Here is a 15,789-nt window from a genome sequence, read left to right as displayed (position 1 = left end):
AGCTGGCGACGTGGCGATCACCATCTACGGCATCAGGAACTGCGATACGATGAAGAAGGCGCGTGCCTGGCTGGAAGGCCATGGCGTCGCCGCGGGCTTCCATGACTACAAAGCGAGCGGCATCGACCCTGCCTCGCTGGAGCGCTGGGTTGAGGAGCATGGCTGGGAGACGGTTCTCAACCGTGCCGGCACGACCTTCCGCGCCTTGCCGGACGCCGAAAAGCACGGCCTCGACGCGGGCAAGGCGATCGCCCTGATGCTGGCGCAGCCATCGATGATCAAGCGCCCGGTGCTCGATCTCGGCAAGGGCCGGACCATCGTGGGGTTCAAACCGGAGCTGTACGAGGCGGCACTTTCCGGAACGGAGTGATTAAAGGACGCGGGTCATCCCGGGTGCAGCGAAACGAAGACCCGGCATCCATGCCTGAACGTCTATTGGAAGGGCTCCGGCATGGATCCCGGATCGGCACGGCTATCGCCGTTTGCCCGGGATGACACGTGTCTGGGCTCGGCGGGCTGGGATGCCCCACCCCGCTTCCAGGCCTCTTCCCTAAACATCCGTGCTGCTCTACCTCGCAGCGCATGACCGAACAGCCCCAATTTCCGCAGCCCGAGACCGCCGGGATCACCGACTTCACCTTCCATCTGCAGGCTCGCGACGGCGCCGCGCGCAGCGGCGAGATCCGCATGCCGCGCGGCACGATCCGCACGCCCGCCTTCATGCCGGTCGGCACGGCTGCGACCGTCAAGGGCATGTATCCCGAGCAGGTGAGGGCGCTCGGCGCTGATGTCGTGCTCGGCAACACCTATCACCTGATGTTGCGGCCCGGCGCCGAGCGCGTCGCCAGGCTCGGTGGCCTGCATCGCTTCATGAACTGGCCGCACCCGATCCTGACCGATTCCGGCGGGTTTCAGGTGATGTCGCTCGCCAATCTGCGAAAGCTCACGGAGCAGGGAGTGACCTTCCAGTCGCATATCGACGGTTCGAAGCACATGCTGAGCCCGGAGCGCTCGGTCGAGATCCAGAACCTGCTCGGCTCCGACATCGTCATGCAGCTCGATGAATGCGTCTCGCTGCCTTGCGAGGACAAAGTCGCGGAGAAGGCGATGCGCCTGTCGCTGCGTTGGGCGCAGCGCTGCAAGGAGGCATTCGGAAACCCGGCCGGCAGGGCGCTCTTCGGCATCGTGCAGGGTGGGGCGGTGCCGCATCTGCGGGTCGAGAGCGCGCGGGAACTCGCGGGGATGGACCTCAAGGGCTACGCCATCGGCGGGCTCGCGGTAGGCGAGCCGCAGGAGGTGATGCTGGCGATGATCGAGACGGTCGAGCCGCATCTGCCGCAGGCCAAGCCGCGCTACCTGATGGGCGTCGGCACGCCCGACGACATCGTCGAGGCGGTGCTGCGCGGCGTCGACATGTTCGACTGCGTCATGCCGACGCGCGCCGGCCGCCACGGCCAGATTTTCACGCGCTTCGGCCGCATGAACCTGAAGAACGCCAAGCATGCCGAGGATCCGCGCCCGGTCGACGAAACCTCGTCCTGCCCGGCGGCCAATGGCTGGTCGCGCGCCTATCTCCACCACCTCGTCAAGGCCGAGGAGATGCTCGGCAAGATGCTGCTGACCTGGATCAACCTTGCCTACTACCAGGAGCTGACGGCGGGGCTGCGCGCCGCGATTGCGGCCGGCCGTCTGGCCGACTTCGTCGCGGAAACGAAAGAGGGTTGGGCCAGGGGCGACGTGTCCGGCGCCGCCTGAGCGATCCCTGGCGATGCTCGACCCCTGGTTCCTGATGCTGGCCTTGAAGATGGCGACCGCCGCCGCAGTCGTCGTCGGTTGCTCGCTGCTGGCCGAGCGCAGCGGACCGATGATCGCGGCGATGATCGCGACGTTGCCGATCTCGGCCGGGCCGGTGCTGGTCTTCCTCGCGCTCGAGCATGACGCGGCCTTTATCGCACGGGGCGCGCTCGGCGGCATGACCTCGAACCTCGCCAATGCCGGCTTGAGTCTCGCCTATGTGCTGCTGGCCCAGCGCTTCGGCACGCTCGCCTGCCTCGCCGCCGCGCTGCTGGCCTGGACGGCGGTACTGTTCCTGCTGCGCGCGCTCGAGCCGTCCTTCTCGGTCATGATCGCAGCGACGGTCCTGGTCTATGCCGGCCTGCATTGGCTCTTCCGGCCTTATCTCGCCGCCCGGCCGAAGCAGCCGCCGGGCCGGCCCTGGCATCTGATCCCGATGCGCGCGGCCTTCGTCGCGTCGCTTGCCGGCGCGGTGACGACCGTCAGCGCCTATGTGGGGCCGACCTGGTCCGGCTCGCTGGCGGCGCTGCCGGTGGTCTTGTCCAGCATGATCGCGATGCTGCAGCCGAGGATTGGCGGCCCGGCCACCGCAGCCGTCATCGCCAACGGCGCTCTCGCCCTGATCGGCTTCGGATTGGCGCTGGCTGCCGTGCATCTGACGGCAATCCCGCTCGGCTCGGCCTGGTCCTTGACGCTGGGCCTCGCGATCTGCGTCGGCTGGAACCTCGCGCTGATGCGCCTAAACCGCGGCGCGCGCTGAGCGCCGCCAGGAGGCGACGAACAGCCCGCCAATGATCAGGACGATGCCTGCCACCTGCAGTCCCGTTGGAACCTCACCGAGAACCGGGATGGCGAGCAGCGTGCCGATGACGGGAATGGTCGGCGGGAAGCGCCCGGCCACAGCCGGTCCCAGCGCACGCGCAGCCAGGCTCCACAGCCACAGCCCCAGGATGACGTTGAGCACGCCCTGATTGATTCCGTGCAGCACGATCACCCACCAGGGCGCGACATCGAAGCCCCGGAAGAAGAACAGCGCGTAGAACGGCAGGTAGGCCATCGACAGCACGGCGACGACGCTCGTCACCTTCAGCGCATCGAGGCGCCAGAGCTGCACCAGCAGCGGATACATCCCCCAGATCAGCCCAACCCCGACGAAACAGAGGTCGCCGAACAGGATCGAAGGGTTGGTATGCGTCGTGCCGGCGATGCCGAGGCAGACGAGGCCGAGCAGCACGCCGGCGATGCCGAGCACGAGCTGGCGCGTGATCACCGCCCCGAAGAGCACCACGCTGCCGATGATGCTGATCACGGTGACCAGCCCCGGCCCGATCGTCGCGCCATGGGCCGCCGGCGCATAGGTCACGCCGGTCAGCAGCAGGAAGCTCATCGGGAAACCGCTCATGATGGCGAGCAGGATGCCGCGCCCCCAGCCGATGCCGCCGCAGCTCCCGACGCCGCTGGCGATGAAACCGGGGAGCAGCAGGAGCCCGGCGATGCCGAAGCGCAACGCCAGAAGGTCGTGCGAGGTCAGGCCGTTGAGAACGGCATGGCGGCTGATCACGAAGTTCGAGCCGAAGATCAGCATGGCCAGAACCATGCCGGAAAAGGCGAGCCGCCAGCGACGCTTCTCGCGAATCTGCGTGGCTTCGGACAAAGGCGACATCTGGTCCATGCGTCCGGTATCGCCCGGATGCCGGTCCGGCGTTAGCGCGGCGGCTGCATGGCGCCTGCGCGTCGCGTTCGCAGGTGCAGCTCGACCGATGAGGCCCGGAAACAATTGGAGACGAAGCACCGCAATTAATCCCAGCCTCGGCCGTTATCGCGCCGGGCCGCGGTGTTCTCCTGCTGGGGTTCAACGAGGAGCTTCGGACATGTCGGGTTCTGTCTTTGCGGCTTCGGCCCGCTTCCTGCGCGGTGTCGGCAATCAGGCGGCCGTCTCGGTGGTCGCCTCTGCGTTCGCGGCGGCGGCGCTGGCTCTTCCGGGCAGCATCGCCCTGCCGTTCTTCGGAAGCGCGGCGGAGCAGGTCGAGACGAGTGCGATGGTCGCCGAGCGCTGGCTTTCGCCGGTCGCCTTGGACGGCAAGATCCGCGAACGCCACCATGACACGGTCGGCGGCGATACGCCGATGCGGACACCCGAGGTGACGGGCCTCGTCAGCCCGGCCGCGATCGTGATGCCGATGGCACTGGAATGGACGCAGCCCGTCACCGACATCGTGGCCCTGCCGCAGACCAGGTCGGTGACTGCGAGCGAGCCGCGCGCCCGTGCCGTTCAGGCGCAGGCGCTTCCGCCCCGCAGGCCCGCCGTCGAACGTGCCGTTGTGGCGGCCGATACGGCGCCGCTCCAGATCGCGCCGGCGCACGTCACTCCAGAGCAGGTCGCGGCGAATGTTCCCGCGGCTGCCGAGACGGCAAGGCCGCCGCAGCGCAGAGTCCTTGGCGTGGCCGTTCCCGCGCCGGTCTCGCGCATCGGCGATGCGGTTTCCGGCGCGGTCGGCCTCGTCGGCGCGGCAGGAAGCTGGACGCTGTCGCGCGCCTCGGACCTGCTGCCGCGCCTCTAGAGCGTTTTCAAGCGAAGTGGATACCGGTTCGCGTGAAGAAAACGTGTCAACAATGTTCTAGCGCTCAGGCCAGCGCCTTCAGCGCGGCGCGGCCGGCATAGACCGCCTGGGCGCCGAGCTCCTCCTCGATGCGCAGGAGCTGGTTGTACTTCGCCGTCCGGTCGGAGCGGGCGAGCGAGCCCGTCTTGATCTGCCCGCAATTCGTCGCGACCGAGAGATCGGCGATGGTCGAATCCTCGGTCTCGCCGGAGCGATGCGACATCACAGCGGTGTAGCCAGCGCGCTGGGCCATCTCGACGGCGGCCAGCGTCTCGGTCAGCGAGCCGATCTGGTTGACCTTGACCAGGATCGAGTTGGCCGTCTTCTCCTTGATGCCGCGCGACAGGCGCGTGACATTGGTGACGAAGAGGTCGTCGCCGACGAGCTGGCACTTGCCGCCGACGAGATCGGTCAGCGCCTTCCAGCCCTCCCAGTCATCCTCGGACATGCCATCCTCTATCGAGACGATCGGATAGCTGCCGACGAGCTTGGCGAGGTACTTCGCCTGCGCCTTGGGTTCGCGGGTCTTGCGCTCGCCCTCATAGACATAAGCGCCATCCTTGAAGAACTCGGTGGCCGCGCAGTCGAGCGCCAGCGCGATGTCTTCGCCCGGCTTGTAGCCGGCGGCCTCGATGGCCTGCATCACGAAATCGAGCGCCGCTTCCGCCGATTTGATGTTAGGAGCGAAGCCGCCCTCGTCGCCGACATTGGTGTTGTGACCGGCGTCGTGGAGCTTCTTCTTGAGCGTGTGGAAGATCTCCGAGCCCATCCGCAGCCCTTCCGAGAAGGAAGGAGCGCCGATCGGCATGATCATGAATTCCTGGAAGTCGATCGGGTTGTCGGCATGGGCGCCGCCATTGACGATGTTCATCATCGGCACGGGCAGGATGCGGGCCGAGGTGCCGCCGACATAGCGGTAGAGCGGCAGGCCGGCGGCCTCGGCGGCGGCCTTGGCGACGGCGAGCGAGACGCCGAGGATGGCGTTCGCGCCGAGCTTGCTCTTGTTGGGAGTGCCGTCGAGCTCGATCATCGCCTCGTCGATGGCGACCTGGTCCTCGGCGTCCATCGCGACGAGCTGCTCGGCGATCGCGACATTGACGGCCTCGACCGCCTTCAGCACGCCCTTGCCGAGATAGCAGCTCTTGTCGCCGTCGCGCAGTTCGACCGCCTCATGCGCGCCTGTCGAGGCGCCGGAGGGAACGGCGGCGCGGCCCATCGAGCCGTCCTCCAGCACGACATCGACCTCGACCGTGGGATTGCCGCGCGAGTCGAGGATCTGGCGGCCGATGATGTCGATGATCGCGGTCATGGAAAGCTCCGTGGCGGACGCAGGAAGGAGTGTCAGCCGCGCTTCTAGCCAACGGCTTTGCGCTCGGGAAGCCTCAATCCGACGGGCGGGCCGGGGGCATCGCAGCGAAATCTCGCTGGCTGGCGGCGTCCGCGCGTAGAGTGCTCCATTGTCGCGCCGGGTTCTGGTCCCAATCTTGCGGCTTTCGCGATGTTTGCAGGCCGACTGTTTCATCGGGAGACGAAGATGTTCCGTATCATGCCCAATAGCCGCCGCCCTTCGCTGGGGCTTGTGCTGGCTTCGGTCGCCGTCACCATGGCCTGGTGGGCGGGGCTCTGTGTGCTGGCGGGCCGCGCCGTCTGGTTCTGGTGATCAGGAATCGTCCTGCGTGCGGACATATCCGCCGACGAGGAAGCCGCTCTGGATCGCGAAGAGATAGCCGATCCAGACCAGGATGCTGAAAACGCCGAACTCCCCCCGGAACGCCCACAGAGGGACCATGATCAGTGTCATGGCGAGGCTCGCCGCGATGATGGCGAGATAATTATACGAAAGGCCGATCAGTATTCCCACGAGAAACAAGATGCCGGCAATGATCATGGGCTGATGGCGTCGCTCGTCTGTGCGCGTCGCAGGATCGCTGCGGGCTCGACGAGCGTATTAGCGCACCGGTTGCTCCGATCCGTTTTACGTTTGGGGCGGGATTTGAATCAAAGTTGAGGCGTCTCGTGGAGGAATCCGGCCGCTCCGGTTGCGATCGGCCCGCTGGTTTCGCTGACCCCACCCCGAAAACGGTTCCCACCGCCTCTCGCAATGCTCTAGAAGGCCCGAAACTTCAGGAGCCTCCGATGTCGATCGACGCCTCGACCCTGCAACTCGGGCAGCACGCCGAGCTGCCTGCCTCGCCCGAACAGGCGCGCCTCGACCGCGTGCCCAATCCTCATGCCGGCACGTGCTATCTCGCCCGTTTCACCTGTCCCGAATTCACCTCGATCTGCCCCGTCACGGGGCAGCCCGATTTCGGCATCCTGGTGATCGACTATCTGCCGGGCCAGTGGCTGGTCGAGTCGAAGTCGCTGAAGCTCTATCTCGGCGCCTTCCGCAACCATGGCGCGTTCCACGAGGACTGCACGGTCGGCATCGGCAAGAAGCTGGTCGAACTGCTCGAGCCGGAATGGTTCCGCATCGGCGGCTACTGGTATCCGCGCGGCGGCATCCCGATCGACGTGTTCTGGCAGACGGCTGAGCCGCCCAAGGGGCTGTGGCTGCCCGACCAGGGCGTCGCGCCCTATCGCGGGCGCTGACCATAGGCCTGGGGGCGCGCCCTCAATGCGACAGGCGCAGGCTCGTCAGCGACTGGCCGATCGCCTGGAAGGCGGCGGCGGAGCTCGTTGCTTCCGAGAGACGGCCTATGACGCAGAGATGTTGAGATTCCGTTCCGCAGACCGCCGAAACAGCCGTGTCCCGGCGGCCGTTTCGGGATTGGTTCAGGTGCGGCTTCGGGGGATCGGCAGGATGCGCGGCGTGGCATAGCCGAACACGGCGAGGGCGGCGGCGAACAGGACGATGGCGGTGCCGGTGCCCAGCAGATGCATGGCGAAACCCATCACGACCGGCCCCGTCGCCTGGCCGAGGAAGAAGCAGCAGGCGAACAGCGCCATGGCCGAGCCGCGCGCGCTCGGAGCGAGCTCCGTCGCCTGGGCCTGGAACGTTCCGTGCAGCAGGAAGAAGCCGAAGCCTTGCGCGGCGAAGATCGGGATCGCGGTCCACCACGGCCAGTCGAAAGCGAACAGCGCCAGCCCGATCGCGCAGATCACGCCGCCCGTGCGCGTCATCCGTGTCGGCCCCAGACGCTCGACGAGCACGCGGGTCATCAGGCCGTAAACGAGGCAGCCGAAGCCCATTCCCGCGATGACGAGGCCGGCCTGCGCCGGGCCGACGCCGGAGCGCTCGTACAGGATCGCGGCGACATAGGCGGGTATCCCGAACAGCAGAATGCCCTCGATGATTACGAGGCCATAGAGCAGCTTGGTCCGTGGGTTGGCGAAAACCGTGCTGTAGTTGGCCAGCGCCCCCGCGAGGCTGAGCTTCTGGCGCGTGACGTTGCGCCGCGGCTTCAGTGCTGTGGCGACGAGGATGGCGGCCAGCGTGGCGATGACGGCTGCCGACAGGAAGGCGGCCCGCCAGCCGGCATGGGTCGCGATGAGGCCCGAGCAGGCGGAGCCGGACATCTGCCCGATGATCATCAGCACGGTGAAGCGCCCGAGAGCGACCTGCCGCTCCTGCATCGGCGCGCGATCGCCGATCGCAGCCATCGCGATCGGGATGATGCCGCCGGACGCGATGCCTGTGACCGCGCGCACCACGGCCATCACCTCGAAGGATGTCGCCAGAGCCGCGACCGTCGAGAACAGCGCCAGCGCCAGCAGGCAGATCAAGATCGTGCGGATCTTGCCGATCGCATCGGCGAGGGGGCCGAGAAAGGGCTGACCCAGCGCATAGGATAGCGAGAAAGCCGTCACCATCATCACGATCTGGGGAATGCTGCGGCTGAATTCGCCGGCGAGCGTCGGGATCAGCGGGTCGATGATCCGCATCGTGAAGGTCGATGCGAAGCCGCAGATCCCGAGAACCAGGATGAGGGTGCGAAGTGGGGTCGGCGCCGGCGCAGGGGGCGGCGCCGGAGTCGGCGTGTCAGACATAAGCCAGCGTAGGCTTGGCCTTGGCCTTGGCAAGCCTATCAAAGCCTTGCAGCTCTGCGATCAACGCAGGGAAGGCGCTGAGCGGGACCATGTTGGGGCCGTCGCTGGGCGCATTGTCGGGGTCCTCATGCGTCTCGATGAAGACGCCGGCGACGCCGACCGCGACCGCTGCGCGCGCCAGCACGGGCACGAATTCACGCTGGCCGCCGGAGGACGAGCCCTTGCCGCCGGGCTGTTGGACCGAATGCGTGGCGTCGAAGATCACCGGCGCGCCGATCGACTGCGCCATGATCGGCAACGCGCGCATGTCCGAGACGAGCGTGTTGTAGCCGAAGGACGATCCGCGCTCGGTCAGCATCACGTTCGGATTGCCGCTCTCGGTGACCTTGGCCGCGACATTGACCATGTCCCAGGGCGCCAGGAACTGGCCCTTCTTCACATTGACGACGCGCCCGGTCAGCGCCGCGGCCACCAGCAGGTCGGTCTGGCGACACAGGAAGGCGGGAATCTGAAGCACGTCGACGACCTCCGCAACCGCGGCGCACTGGCCCGCTTCATGCACGTCGGTCAGGACAGGCAGGCCGGTCTCGGCGCGGATGTCGGCGAAGACGGGCAGGGCGGCTTTTAGCCCCATCCCGCGCTCGCCCTTCACGCTCGTGCGGTTGGCCTTGTCGAAGGAGGTTTTGAAGACGAGCCCGATCCCGAGCGATTCCGCAATTTCCTTCAGCGCGAAGGCAGTCTCGAGCGCGTGGTTGCGGCTCTCCATCTGGCAGGGGCCGGCGATTACCGCGAGCGGTAGCCCGTTGCCGAAGCGGACCGGGGAGGCGAGGTCGGCGCCGACGGAGACGATGGCATTGGCGGTCATGGGCGGCATCTCCGGGATTGCTGGGCGCGCCGGGCTTATGTCCGGCAGGGGAGTGGGTCAAGCGCGGCGGGTCAAGCCACGCCACAGGCAGGGCCGATAAACTGCGACCATTAAGCTGCGACCAAAACCTCGACATTGCATCGAACGCACTGGCGAAGCGGCGGCGAGGTCTGTAAATTCATCGGCGAGGCATTATGTCGGGTGGGAAACGCCAGGAAGCCGCGAGGCAGGGACTGATCTTGAGAGCAACGGCAGCGACGATGACGCAGGCAAGGGACATCATGGGGTCGAGCGACGCCGTGGCGCCGTCGCCGGGCGTGTGCGTCGAGCCTGAGGCGATGGCCGATCGTCCCAGGCGTCCGCCTTCGCCGACCGATGGCGGGCGGGACGGCACGGGTACGGCCGTTCTCACCCGTACACGCACTCGCAAGCCGAATCTCTACCGTGTTCTGCTCCTGAACGACGATTACACGCCGATGGAGTTCGTCGTTCACGTTCTCGAGCGCTTTTTCCAGAAGGACCGCGCCGCCGCGACCCAGATCATGATGCATGTGCATCAGAACGGCGTCGGCGAATGCGGCGTCTTCACCTACGAGGTCGCCGAGACGAAGGTCACGCTCGTCATGGACCTGGCGCGCAAGCACATGCATCCTCTCCAGTGCGTGATGGAGAAGAAGTAGAGTTTTGAGTTCGCTCACCCCTTTGAAATCGGAATAGGAGCGCAATCCGTGCCGAGTTTCTCGCGCAGTCTCGAACAGGCGCTTCACCGGGCCCTGGCCCTCGCCAATGAGCGTCACCACGAATACGCCACGCTCGAGCATCTGCTGCTCGCTCTCGTCGACGATCAGGATGCGGCCGCGGTGATGCGTGCCTGCAGCGTCGATCTCGACATGCTCAGGCGCAATCTCGTCGACTACATCGACGCCGAACTGTCCAATCTGGTCACCGACGGGCGCGACGACTCGAAGCCGACCGCAGGCTTCCAGCGCGTGATCCAGCGCGCCGTCATCCATGTCCAATCCTCTGGTCGCGAGGAAGTGACCGGTGCCAACGTGCTCGTCGCGATGTTCGCCGAGCGCGAGAGCCACGCCGCCTATTTCCTGCAGGAGCAGGACATGACCCGCTACGACGCGGTCAACTACATCAGCCACGGCATCGCCAAGCGTCCGGGCGCGAGCGAGCCGCGCCCGGTCCGCGGCGTCGAGGAGGAGCCCGAGCAGCAACGCGATTCGCGGGCCGCCGACCAGGGCAACGAGGCTGACAAGGACAAGAAGAAGAAGGAAAGCGCGCTCGAGGCCTATTGCGTCAACCTCAACCGCAAGGCACGCGACGGCCGCATCGACCCGCTGATCGGCCGTGAGGCGGAGGTCCAGCGCACCATCCAGATTCTCTGCCGCCGGCAGAAGAATAATCCGCTCTTGGTCGGCGACCCGGGCGTCGGCAAGACCGCGATCGCGGAGGGCCTCGCCCTCAAGATCATCCGCGGCGAAGTGCCCGAGGTGCTGGAGGACGCGACCGTCTTCTCGCTCGACATGGGTACGCTGCTTGCCGGAACCCGCTATCGCGGCGATTTCGAGGAACGCCTCAAGCAGGTGATGAAGGAGATCGAGGCCCACCCCAAGGCGATCATGTTCATCGACGAGATCCATACGGTGATCGGCGCCGGTGCGACCTCGGGCGGCGCCATGGACGCCTCCAACCTGCTCAAGCCCGCACTCGCCTCCGGCTCGCTGCGCTGCATCGGCTCGACCACCTACAAGGAGTACCGCCAGTACTTCGAGAAGGACCGCGCGCTGGTGCGTCGCTTCCAGAAGATCGACGTCAACGAGCCGTCGATCCCGGATTCGATCGAGATCCTGAAGGGCCTGAAGCCCTATTTCGAGGAGTTCCACAAGCTGCGCTATACCAACGATGCCATCAAGGCGGCGGTGGAGCTGTCGGCGCGCTACATCCATGACCGGAAGCTGCCGGACAAGGCGATCGATGTGATCGACGAAACCGGCGCCTCGCAGATGCTGGTGTCCGAGAACAAGCGCAAGAAGACGATCGGCGTGAAGGAGATCGAGGCTGCGATCGCGACGATGGCGCGCATCCCGGCCAAGACCGTCTCGAAGGATGACGCCGAGGTGCTGCGCAACCTTGAGACGACCCTGAAGCGGACCGTCTATGGCCAGGAGAAGGCGATCGAGGCGCTGTCCTCCTCGATCAAACTGGCCCGCGCCGGCCTGCGCGACGGCGAGAAGCCGATCGGCTGCTATCTCTTCGCGGGGCCGACCGGCGTCGGCAAGACCGAGGTTGCCCGCCAGCTCGCCTCCTCGCTCGGCGTCGAGCTCGTCCGCTTCGACATGTCCGAATATATGGAGCGCCACACCGTCTCGCGGCTGATCGGCGCGCCTCCGGGCTATGTCGGCTTCGACCAGGGCGGCCTGCTGACCGACCAGATCGACCAGCATCCGCATTGCGTGCTGCTGCTCGACGAGATCGAGAAGGCCCATCCCGACCTGTTCAACATCCTTCTGCAGGTGATGGACCACGGCAAGCTGACGGACAACAACGGCAAGCAGGTCGATTTCCGCAACGTGATCCTGATCATGACCACCAATGCCGGCGCGGCCGACATGGCCCGCAACGCTTATGGTTTCACCCGCAGCAAGCGCGAGGGTGACGACGCCGAGGCGATCAACAAGCTGTTCGCGCCGGAATTCCGCAACCGGCTCGATTCGGTGATCTCCTTCGGCCATCTGCCGAAGACGGTCGTCGCCCGCGTCGTCGACAAGTTCGTGCTTCAGCTCGAGGCGCAGCTCGCCGACCGCAACGTCACGATCGAACTCAGCGACGAGGCCCGCGAATGGCTGGTCGAGAACGGCTATGACGAGGCGATGGGTGCTCGCCCCATGGCCCGCCTGATCCAGCAGACCATCAAGACTCCGCTCGCCGACGAGGTGCTGTTCGGGCGCCTCAAGAACGGCGGCGCGGTCAAGGTCGTGGTCGTGCAGTCGGAAACCGGCATCAAGGTTCTCGGTCTCGAATTCCCCGACGGCCCGGTCAAGCCGAAGCCCGAGAAGGACGTCGCGGCCGCTGCCGAGAAGCGCGACCGCAAGCCGCGCGCCAAGGCCTCGTCCGCGGCGAAGCCGGCCTCTGCCGGCCCGCGTCGTGGCGGTGCTGGGGGTGGTGGCAAGGTCGGAAAGGGCGATGGCGGCGGCAAGGCTCCTGACGCTCCAAAGCCGCAGCGCGCTGTCCGCACTGTCCCCAAGGTCCCGCTGACGAAGGCTTGAGAGCGTGTTCTTCAGGCGCAAGTCCGACACTCTGCTCGCGCATGCGGCGGAGCCTGCACCCGAGCAGGCCGCCCCGCCGCGCAAGCAGAAGCTGAGCTGGTTCGAGAAGCGCGACCGCCGCCGGCGGCGGCGGAAGATGTTCGAGGAGATTCTCGGCTGGATACTGGTTCCGGCCTTCGTCTACGGAATCTATCTCGCGGTGAAGGCAGTCGGCGGCATTCCCAAGGAACTGATCGATTTCGGCAACGAACTGATCGGCATCGTCTTCAAGGGCGGGCGTTGACGGGACCCGCCGAGACGATGCCGCGTGGATGGTGGCTTTGTGTGGCCTCTACTTCGTGCCGACCGTCGATCGAACGAATTCCAGGACCGCGGCGGTCGCTGCCTTGGTCGCCTCGGGATCGAAGCCGACGGTCGGCCCGATGCTGACGCAATCGTCGGTGTAGGCGAACGGCTTCTGTGTCGCGTCGTTGATCAGGACGGCGTCTTCGTTTTCCCGAATCTTGCACGCCCGCACCGACTGGTCGGCTTTGGTCGGTACAGGCGGATTGGCCCCGAGCGGATTGTCAAAACCGTGCTCGGCATTCGGATACTCGGTCAACTGCACGTCCGCGCCGGCCTGTTTCAGGCGTGCCATGTACGTTTTGCAGGAGGAAACCGGGTTGTAGTTATCGGGTGAGCCGTGAAAGATTCGGATCGGCTTGCCCGAAACCTTGTCGTCGTCCCGGTACGTCGTTCCGCAGTCGGGATAGAAGACCACATAGGACGCGAAATTCACGCCGCTCTTGTTCCAGAGTTTCTGGAAGCGCTCGACGCTGGAGTAGAGAGCCGCTTGTCCGCCGCGTGAGAAGCCCACCATGACGACCTTGTCGGGGTCGACGCGCGGATGTTTGCCGAGGATTTCGAGCGATCTGTAGATATCCAGAATGAAGTTCAGGCGCCCCAGAGAGGCTTGCTTGTCGCCGACGCCGGTGAAGCCGCGTCCCGTGACGCCATCGATGACGAATGTCGAGATTCCTGCCGCGTTGAACAGCCTCTTCCAGTACTGAACATTGCCTCCGATGCCGCCGGAGCCATGCATCAGGACGGCGAGGGGCAGCCGCCCGCTGCCCTGGGCGATGGCCAGTTCGCCCGTGACGACGGTAGCCTTCGCATTCGGATCGCCGGATAAAAACTGGCTGTCGCTCAAAGTCAGTGTGGGGATGGAAAAGAGCTCGACCCTCGCCGGCAGGTCCTTCGGAGCGGCCACCTGCGCGGACACGGCCCCTGCTGACATAAAGGCCGCGAGGGCCATGGCCTTGATAGGCAAATACGATCCCATATCGTCCTCCCGATTGGTGGCGCCTGGCTTCATTCCGTGAATCCAGTTCACGCCCATGGCAGACGAAAGGATTGTACCGGTCGGTTAATTCGTCAAGGCGGTGATATCGAGGCCTCCGATGTTGTTTCCCGTTCGAAGGATGAATGGTCAGAAGGAGCTTGGCGAATGAGCGATAGGGCCGAGTTCGATAACGGCATGTCGGCCGGGGTGGGTCTCCGCCGCTCCGGCCCGGATTGCCGTGTCAGGTTTCGCCGATCGCGTCCTGCATGGCGCGCGGGGCCGGTCGGCTGCGGGCGCGCCCCGGGATGGCCGTAGGCCGGGCTAGAACGGTGTCGATCATTCGATCGTATATCAAGCCGCTCCCCACGCCTCAGCCGCGCAGAAATTATCATGAATGCACCGCCAGACCGGGACTGGAAGCGCGCAGCGCTGGCCGGCATACGCGATGCGCTGTCCCTGCCGGCCTGGGTCGTCGGTTTCGGCCTGATCGGCGTGGGCTCGCTGGCGCGCGATGTCGGCTATCCCGTCGAGATCGCCGTGCTCTCGACCATGCTGGTCTGGGCCGGCCCCTCGCAGGTCATCTTCTTCGCCTCGATCGCGGCCGGCGCTGCCTGGAGCGCGATCGCGATCGCGGTCGGTTTCGCCTCGCTGCGCTTCCTGCCGATGACGGTCGCGATCCTGCCTTTGCTGCGGCGCCCCGGGCAGAGCGTCTGGATGCAGCTCCTGCTGGCGCACTACGTCGCCGTGACCGCCTGGACCGAAGGCCTGCGGCGCTTGCCGCATGTGCCGCCGGCGCAGCGCGTGGCCTATTTCCTCGGCTTCGCCAACGCCTGCATGGCGATGAGCTCGCTCGGGACCTTCCTCGGCTATTATCTCGTCGGAGCTCTGCCGATCCCGTTCGCCGCCGGACTGCTTTGCCTGACCCCGATCTTCTTCCTGGCCTCGCTCAGCGCCGGGCTGCGCCATCGCGGCGACGTTGCCGCGATCGTGCTCGGGCTGGCGCTCGCGCCGGTCTGCGACCGCTTCATCGGCGGCGGCTTCGACCTGATCGTGGCGGGGTTGATCGCCGGGACGGTCGCCTTCGCACTGCGGCCGGGGAAGAACACGGCATGACCCCGCCAATCCCCTGGCTCGACGGCCCGCACTGGCCCTATCTCGCGCTGCTGCTGTTTGCGGTGCTGCCGACCGAGATCTGGCGCTGGCTCGCGGTGGCCTTCTCGCGCCGCCTTGATGCCAATTCGCCTGCGCTCGAATGGGTCCGGGCCGTCGCCACGGCCCTGCTCGCCGGCATCGTTGCCAAACTGATCGTGGCGCCCCCCGGCGCGCTCGCAGCCGTGCCACTGGCGCTCCGCGTCGCGGCGCTGTCGGTTACGCTCGGCATCATGTTGTTCGATCGCCGGCGCGTCATGCTGGCGGTGCTGGCCGGCGAGGCGGCGTTGATCGGCGGCGCGTGGTGGCTCCTGCGGGCGTGAGCAAGTCGCTCAGAGCGCCTTCAGCGCCATGCGGATCTTCTCGGCATTGGTAGCCAGAATCTCCGGCTTCTCCATCGCGCCCGTATGGGGCCGCAGCGCCACCCCCTCGAACCGCGGCATCACATGGACATGCAGGTGGAACACGACCTGCCCGCCCGCCGCCTCGTTGAACTGCTGGATGGTGACGCCGTCGGCGTTGAACGCGGCCTTGGTCGCGCGGGCGAGCGTCTGCGTCGTCACGGCGACGGCCTTGAGGGCATCCGCAGGGGCGTCGAACACGTTGCGGCAGGCCGCTTTCGGGAGCACCAGGACATGCCCGTCGGCGCGCGGCATTATGTCCATGATCGCCAGCGTCTCGGCGTCCTCATAGACGGTGTGGGAGGGCATCTCGCCGCGCAGGATTTTGGCGAAGACATTGGCGCTGTCATAGGCGGTCATGGCGGGTCCGGGGCAGGCGAGGGGGGAGCGCAGG

18 protein-coding genes are annotated in these 15,789 nt (G+C 66.3%); 11 read left to right on the top strand and 7 right to left on the bottom strand.

Annotated elements, in window-relative coordinates; all coding sequences use genetic code 11:
• Window positions 1-10: 10 nt before the first annotated feature.
• The 3 genes from AC1RMY_RS10920 (at window position 11) to AC1RMY_RS10910 (ending at window position 2,554) form a co-directional block, all read left to right on the top strand.
• Complete coding sequence (locus AC1RMY_RS10920; RefSeq protein ID WP_492864260.1) at window positions 11-370, top strand: ArsC family reductase; 360 nt, start codon at window positions 11-13, stop codon at window positions 368-370.
• Between the two features lie 212 nt (window positions 371-582).
• Window positions 583-1,755 (top strand): tRNA guanosine(34) transglycosylase Tgt, encoded by a 1,173-nt coding sequence (gene tgt, locus AC1RMY_RS10915; protein WP_492864258.1) that lies wholly within the window; start codon window positions 583-585, stop codon window positions 1,753-1,755.
• Window positions 1,756-1,768: 13 nt separating this feature from the next.
• Entirely contained in the window at window positions 1,769-2,554 is a 786-nt protein-coding gene (locus AC1RMY_RS10910) for a hypothetical protein (protein WP_492864257.1), read from the top strand.
• Here AC1RMY_RS10910 and AC1RMY_RS10905 read toward each other — a convergent pair.
• A complete protein-coding gene (locus AC1RMY_RS10905) occupies window positions 2,534-3,466 on the bottom strand; it encodes a DMT family transporter (RefSeq protein WP_492864255.1) in 933 nt (310 codons plus the stop codon). The genes AC1RMY_RS10910 and AC1RMY_RS10905 overlap by 21 nt on opposite strands.
• A gap of 199 nt (window positions 3,467-3,665) precedes the next feature.
• On the opposite strand from AC1RMY_RS10905, the gene AC1RMY_RS10900 reads away from it, so the two are divergent.
• A complete protein-coding gene (locus AC1RMY_RS10900) occupies window positions 3,666-4,355 on the top strand; it encodes a hypothetical protein (RefSeq protein ID WP_492864253.1) in 690 nt (229 codons plus the stop codon).
• A 64-nt stretch (window positions 4,356-4,419) separates the two neighbouring features.
• Here the strand turns inward: AC1RMY_RS10900 and eno are convergent, their stop codons facing one another.
• Complete coding sequence (eno, locus tag AC1RMY_RS10895; protein WP_492864251.1) at window positions 4,420-5,703, bottom strand: phosphopyruvate hydratase; 1,284 nt, start codon at window positions 5,701-5,703, stop codon at window positions 4,420-4,422.
• Window positions 5,704-5,928: 225 nt separating this feature from the next.
• On the opposite strand from eno, the gene AC1RMY_RS10890 reads away from it, so the two are divergent.
• On the top strand, window positions 5,929-6,054 hold the full coding sequence (locus AC1RMY_RS10890) for a hypothetical protein (RefSeq protein WP_492864249.1): 126 nt from the start codon (window positions 5,929-5,931) through the stop codon (window positions 6,052-6,054).
• On the opposite strand, the gene AC1RMY_RS10885 is transcribed toward AC1RMY_RS10890, so the two are convergent.
• Window positions 6,055-6,282 carry a hypothetical protein gene (locus AC1RMY_RS10885; RefSeq protein WP_492864248.1) on the bottom strand — a complete coding sequence of 76 codons (228 nt, stop codon included), beginning with the start codon at window positions 6,280-6,282 and terminating at the stop codon, window positions 6,055-6,057. It abuts the gene before it with no gap.
• Between the two features lie 248 nt (window positions 6,283-6,530).
• On the opposite strand from AC1RMY_RS10885, the gene queF reads away from it, so the two are divergent.
• Window positions 6,531-6,986 carry a preQ(1) synthase gene (gene queF, locus AC1RMY_RS10880; RefSeq protein WP_492864246.1) on the top strand — a complete coding sequence of 152 codons (456 nt, stop codon included), beginning with the start codon at window positions 6,531-6,533 and terminating at the stop codon, window positions 6,984-6,986.
• A 183-nt stretch (window positions 6,987-7,169) separates the two neighbouring features.
• Here the strand turns inward: queF and AC1RMY_RS10875 are convergent, their stop codons facing one another.
• Both AC1RMY_RS10875 and kdsA read right to left on the bottom strand, forming a co-directional pair.
• Entirely contained in the window at window positions 7,170-8,384 is a 1,215-nt protein-coding gene (locus AC1RMY_RS10875) for an MFS transporter (protein ID WP_492864244.1), read from the bottom strand.
• Window positions 8,377-9,258: a 3-deoxy-8-phosphooctulonate synthase gene (gene kdsA / locus AC1RMY_RS10870; protein ID WP_492864243.1), complete on the bottom strand. Its 882-nt coding sequence runs from the start codon at window positions 9,256-9,258 to the stop codon at window positions 8,377-8,379. The genes AC1RMY_RS10875 and kdsA overlap by 8 nt, the downstream gene beginning before the upstream one ends.
• A 329-nt stretch (window positions 9,259-9,587) precedes the next feature.
• On the opposite strand from kdsA, the gene clpS reads away from it, so the two are divergent.
• The 3 genes from clpS to AC1RMY_RS10855 are packed head-to-tail and all read left to right on the top strand — an operon-like array spanning window position 9,588 to window position 12,807.
• Window positions 9,588-9,929: an ATP-dependent Clp protease adapter ClpS gene (gene clpS, locus AC1RMY_RS10865; RefSeq protein ID WP_492864459.1), complete on the top strand. Its 342-nt coding sequence runs from the start codon at window positions 9,588-9,590 to the stop codon at window positions 9,927-9,929.
• 48 nt (window positions 9,930-9,977) lie between these two features.
• Window positions 9,978-12,524, top strand: coding sequence for an ATP-dependent Clp protease ATP-binding subunit ClpA (gene clpA / locus AC1RMY_RS10860; protein ID WP_492864242.1), 2,547 nt, complete (start codon window positions 9,978-9,980; stop codon window positions 12,522-12,524).
• A gap of 4 nt (window positions 12,525-12,528) precedes the next feature.
• Window positions 12,529-12,807 (top strand): hypothetical protein, encoded by a 279-nt coding sequence (locus AC1RMY_RS10855; protein ID WP_492864240.1) that lies wholly within the window; start codon window positions 12,529-12,531, stop codon window positions 12,805-12,807.
• A 48-nt stretch (window positions 12,808-12,855) separates the two neighbouring features.
• On the opposite strand, the gene AC1RMY_RS10850 is transcribed toward AC1RMY_RS10855, so the two are convergent.
• On the bottom strand, window positions 12,856-13,878 hold the full coding sequence (locus AC1RMY_RS10850) for a dienelactone hydrolase family protein (RefSeq protein WP_492864239.1): 1,023 nt from the start codon (window positions 13,876-13,878) through the stop codon (window positions 12,856-12,858).
• Between the two features lie 357 nt (window positions 13,879-14,235).
• On the opposite strand from AC1RMY_RS10850, the gene AC1RMY_RS10845 reads away from it, so the two are divergent.
• Both AC1RMY_RS10845 and AC1RMY_RS10840 read left to right on the top strand, forming a co-directional pair.
• Entirely contained in the window at window positions 14,236-14,958 is a 723-nt protein-coding gene (locus AC1RMY_RS10845) for an AzlC family ABC transporter permease (protein WP_492864237.1), read from the top strand.
• Complete coding sequence (locus AC1RMY_RS10840; protein WP_492864235.1) at window positions 14,955-15,317, top strand: AzlD domain-containing protein; 363 nt, start codon at window positions 14,955-14,957, stop codon at window positions 15,315-15,317. The genes AC1RMY_RS10845 and AC1RMY_RS10840 overlap by 4 nt, the downstream gene beginning before the upstream one ends.
• A 9-nt stretch (window positions 15,318-15,326) precedes the next feature.
• Here AC1RMY_RS10840 and AC1RMY_RS10835 read toward each other — a convergent pair whose 3' ends face one another.
• Complete coding sequence (locus AC1RMY_RS10835; protein WP_492864233.1) at window positions 15,327-15,755, bottom strand: HIT family protein; 429 nt, start codon at window positions 15,753-15,755, stop codon at window positions 15,327-15,329.
• Between the last annotated feature and the right edge of the window lie 34 nt (window positions 15,756-15,789).

The sequence above is a fragment of the Allobosea sp. GW822-FHT03F07 genome, from assembly GCF_058801345.1.
Note: the sequence above shows the minus strand (reverse complement) of the source record. Positions and strands in the feature narration are given on the sequence as shown.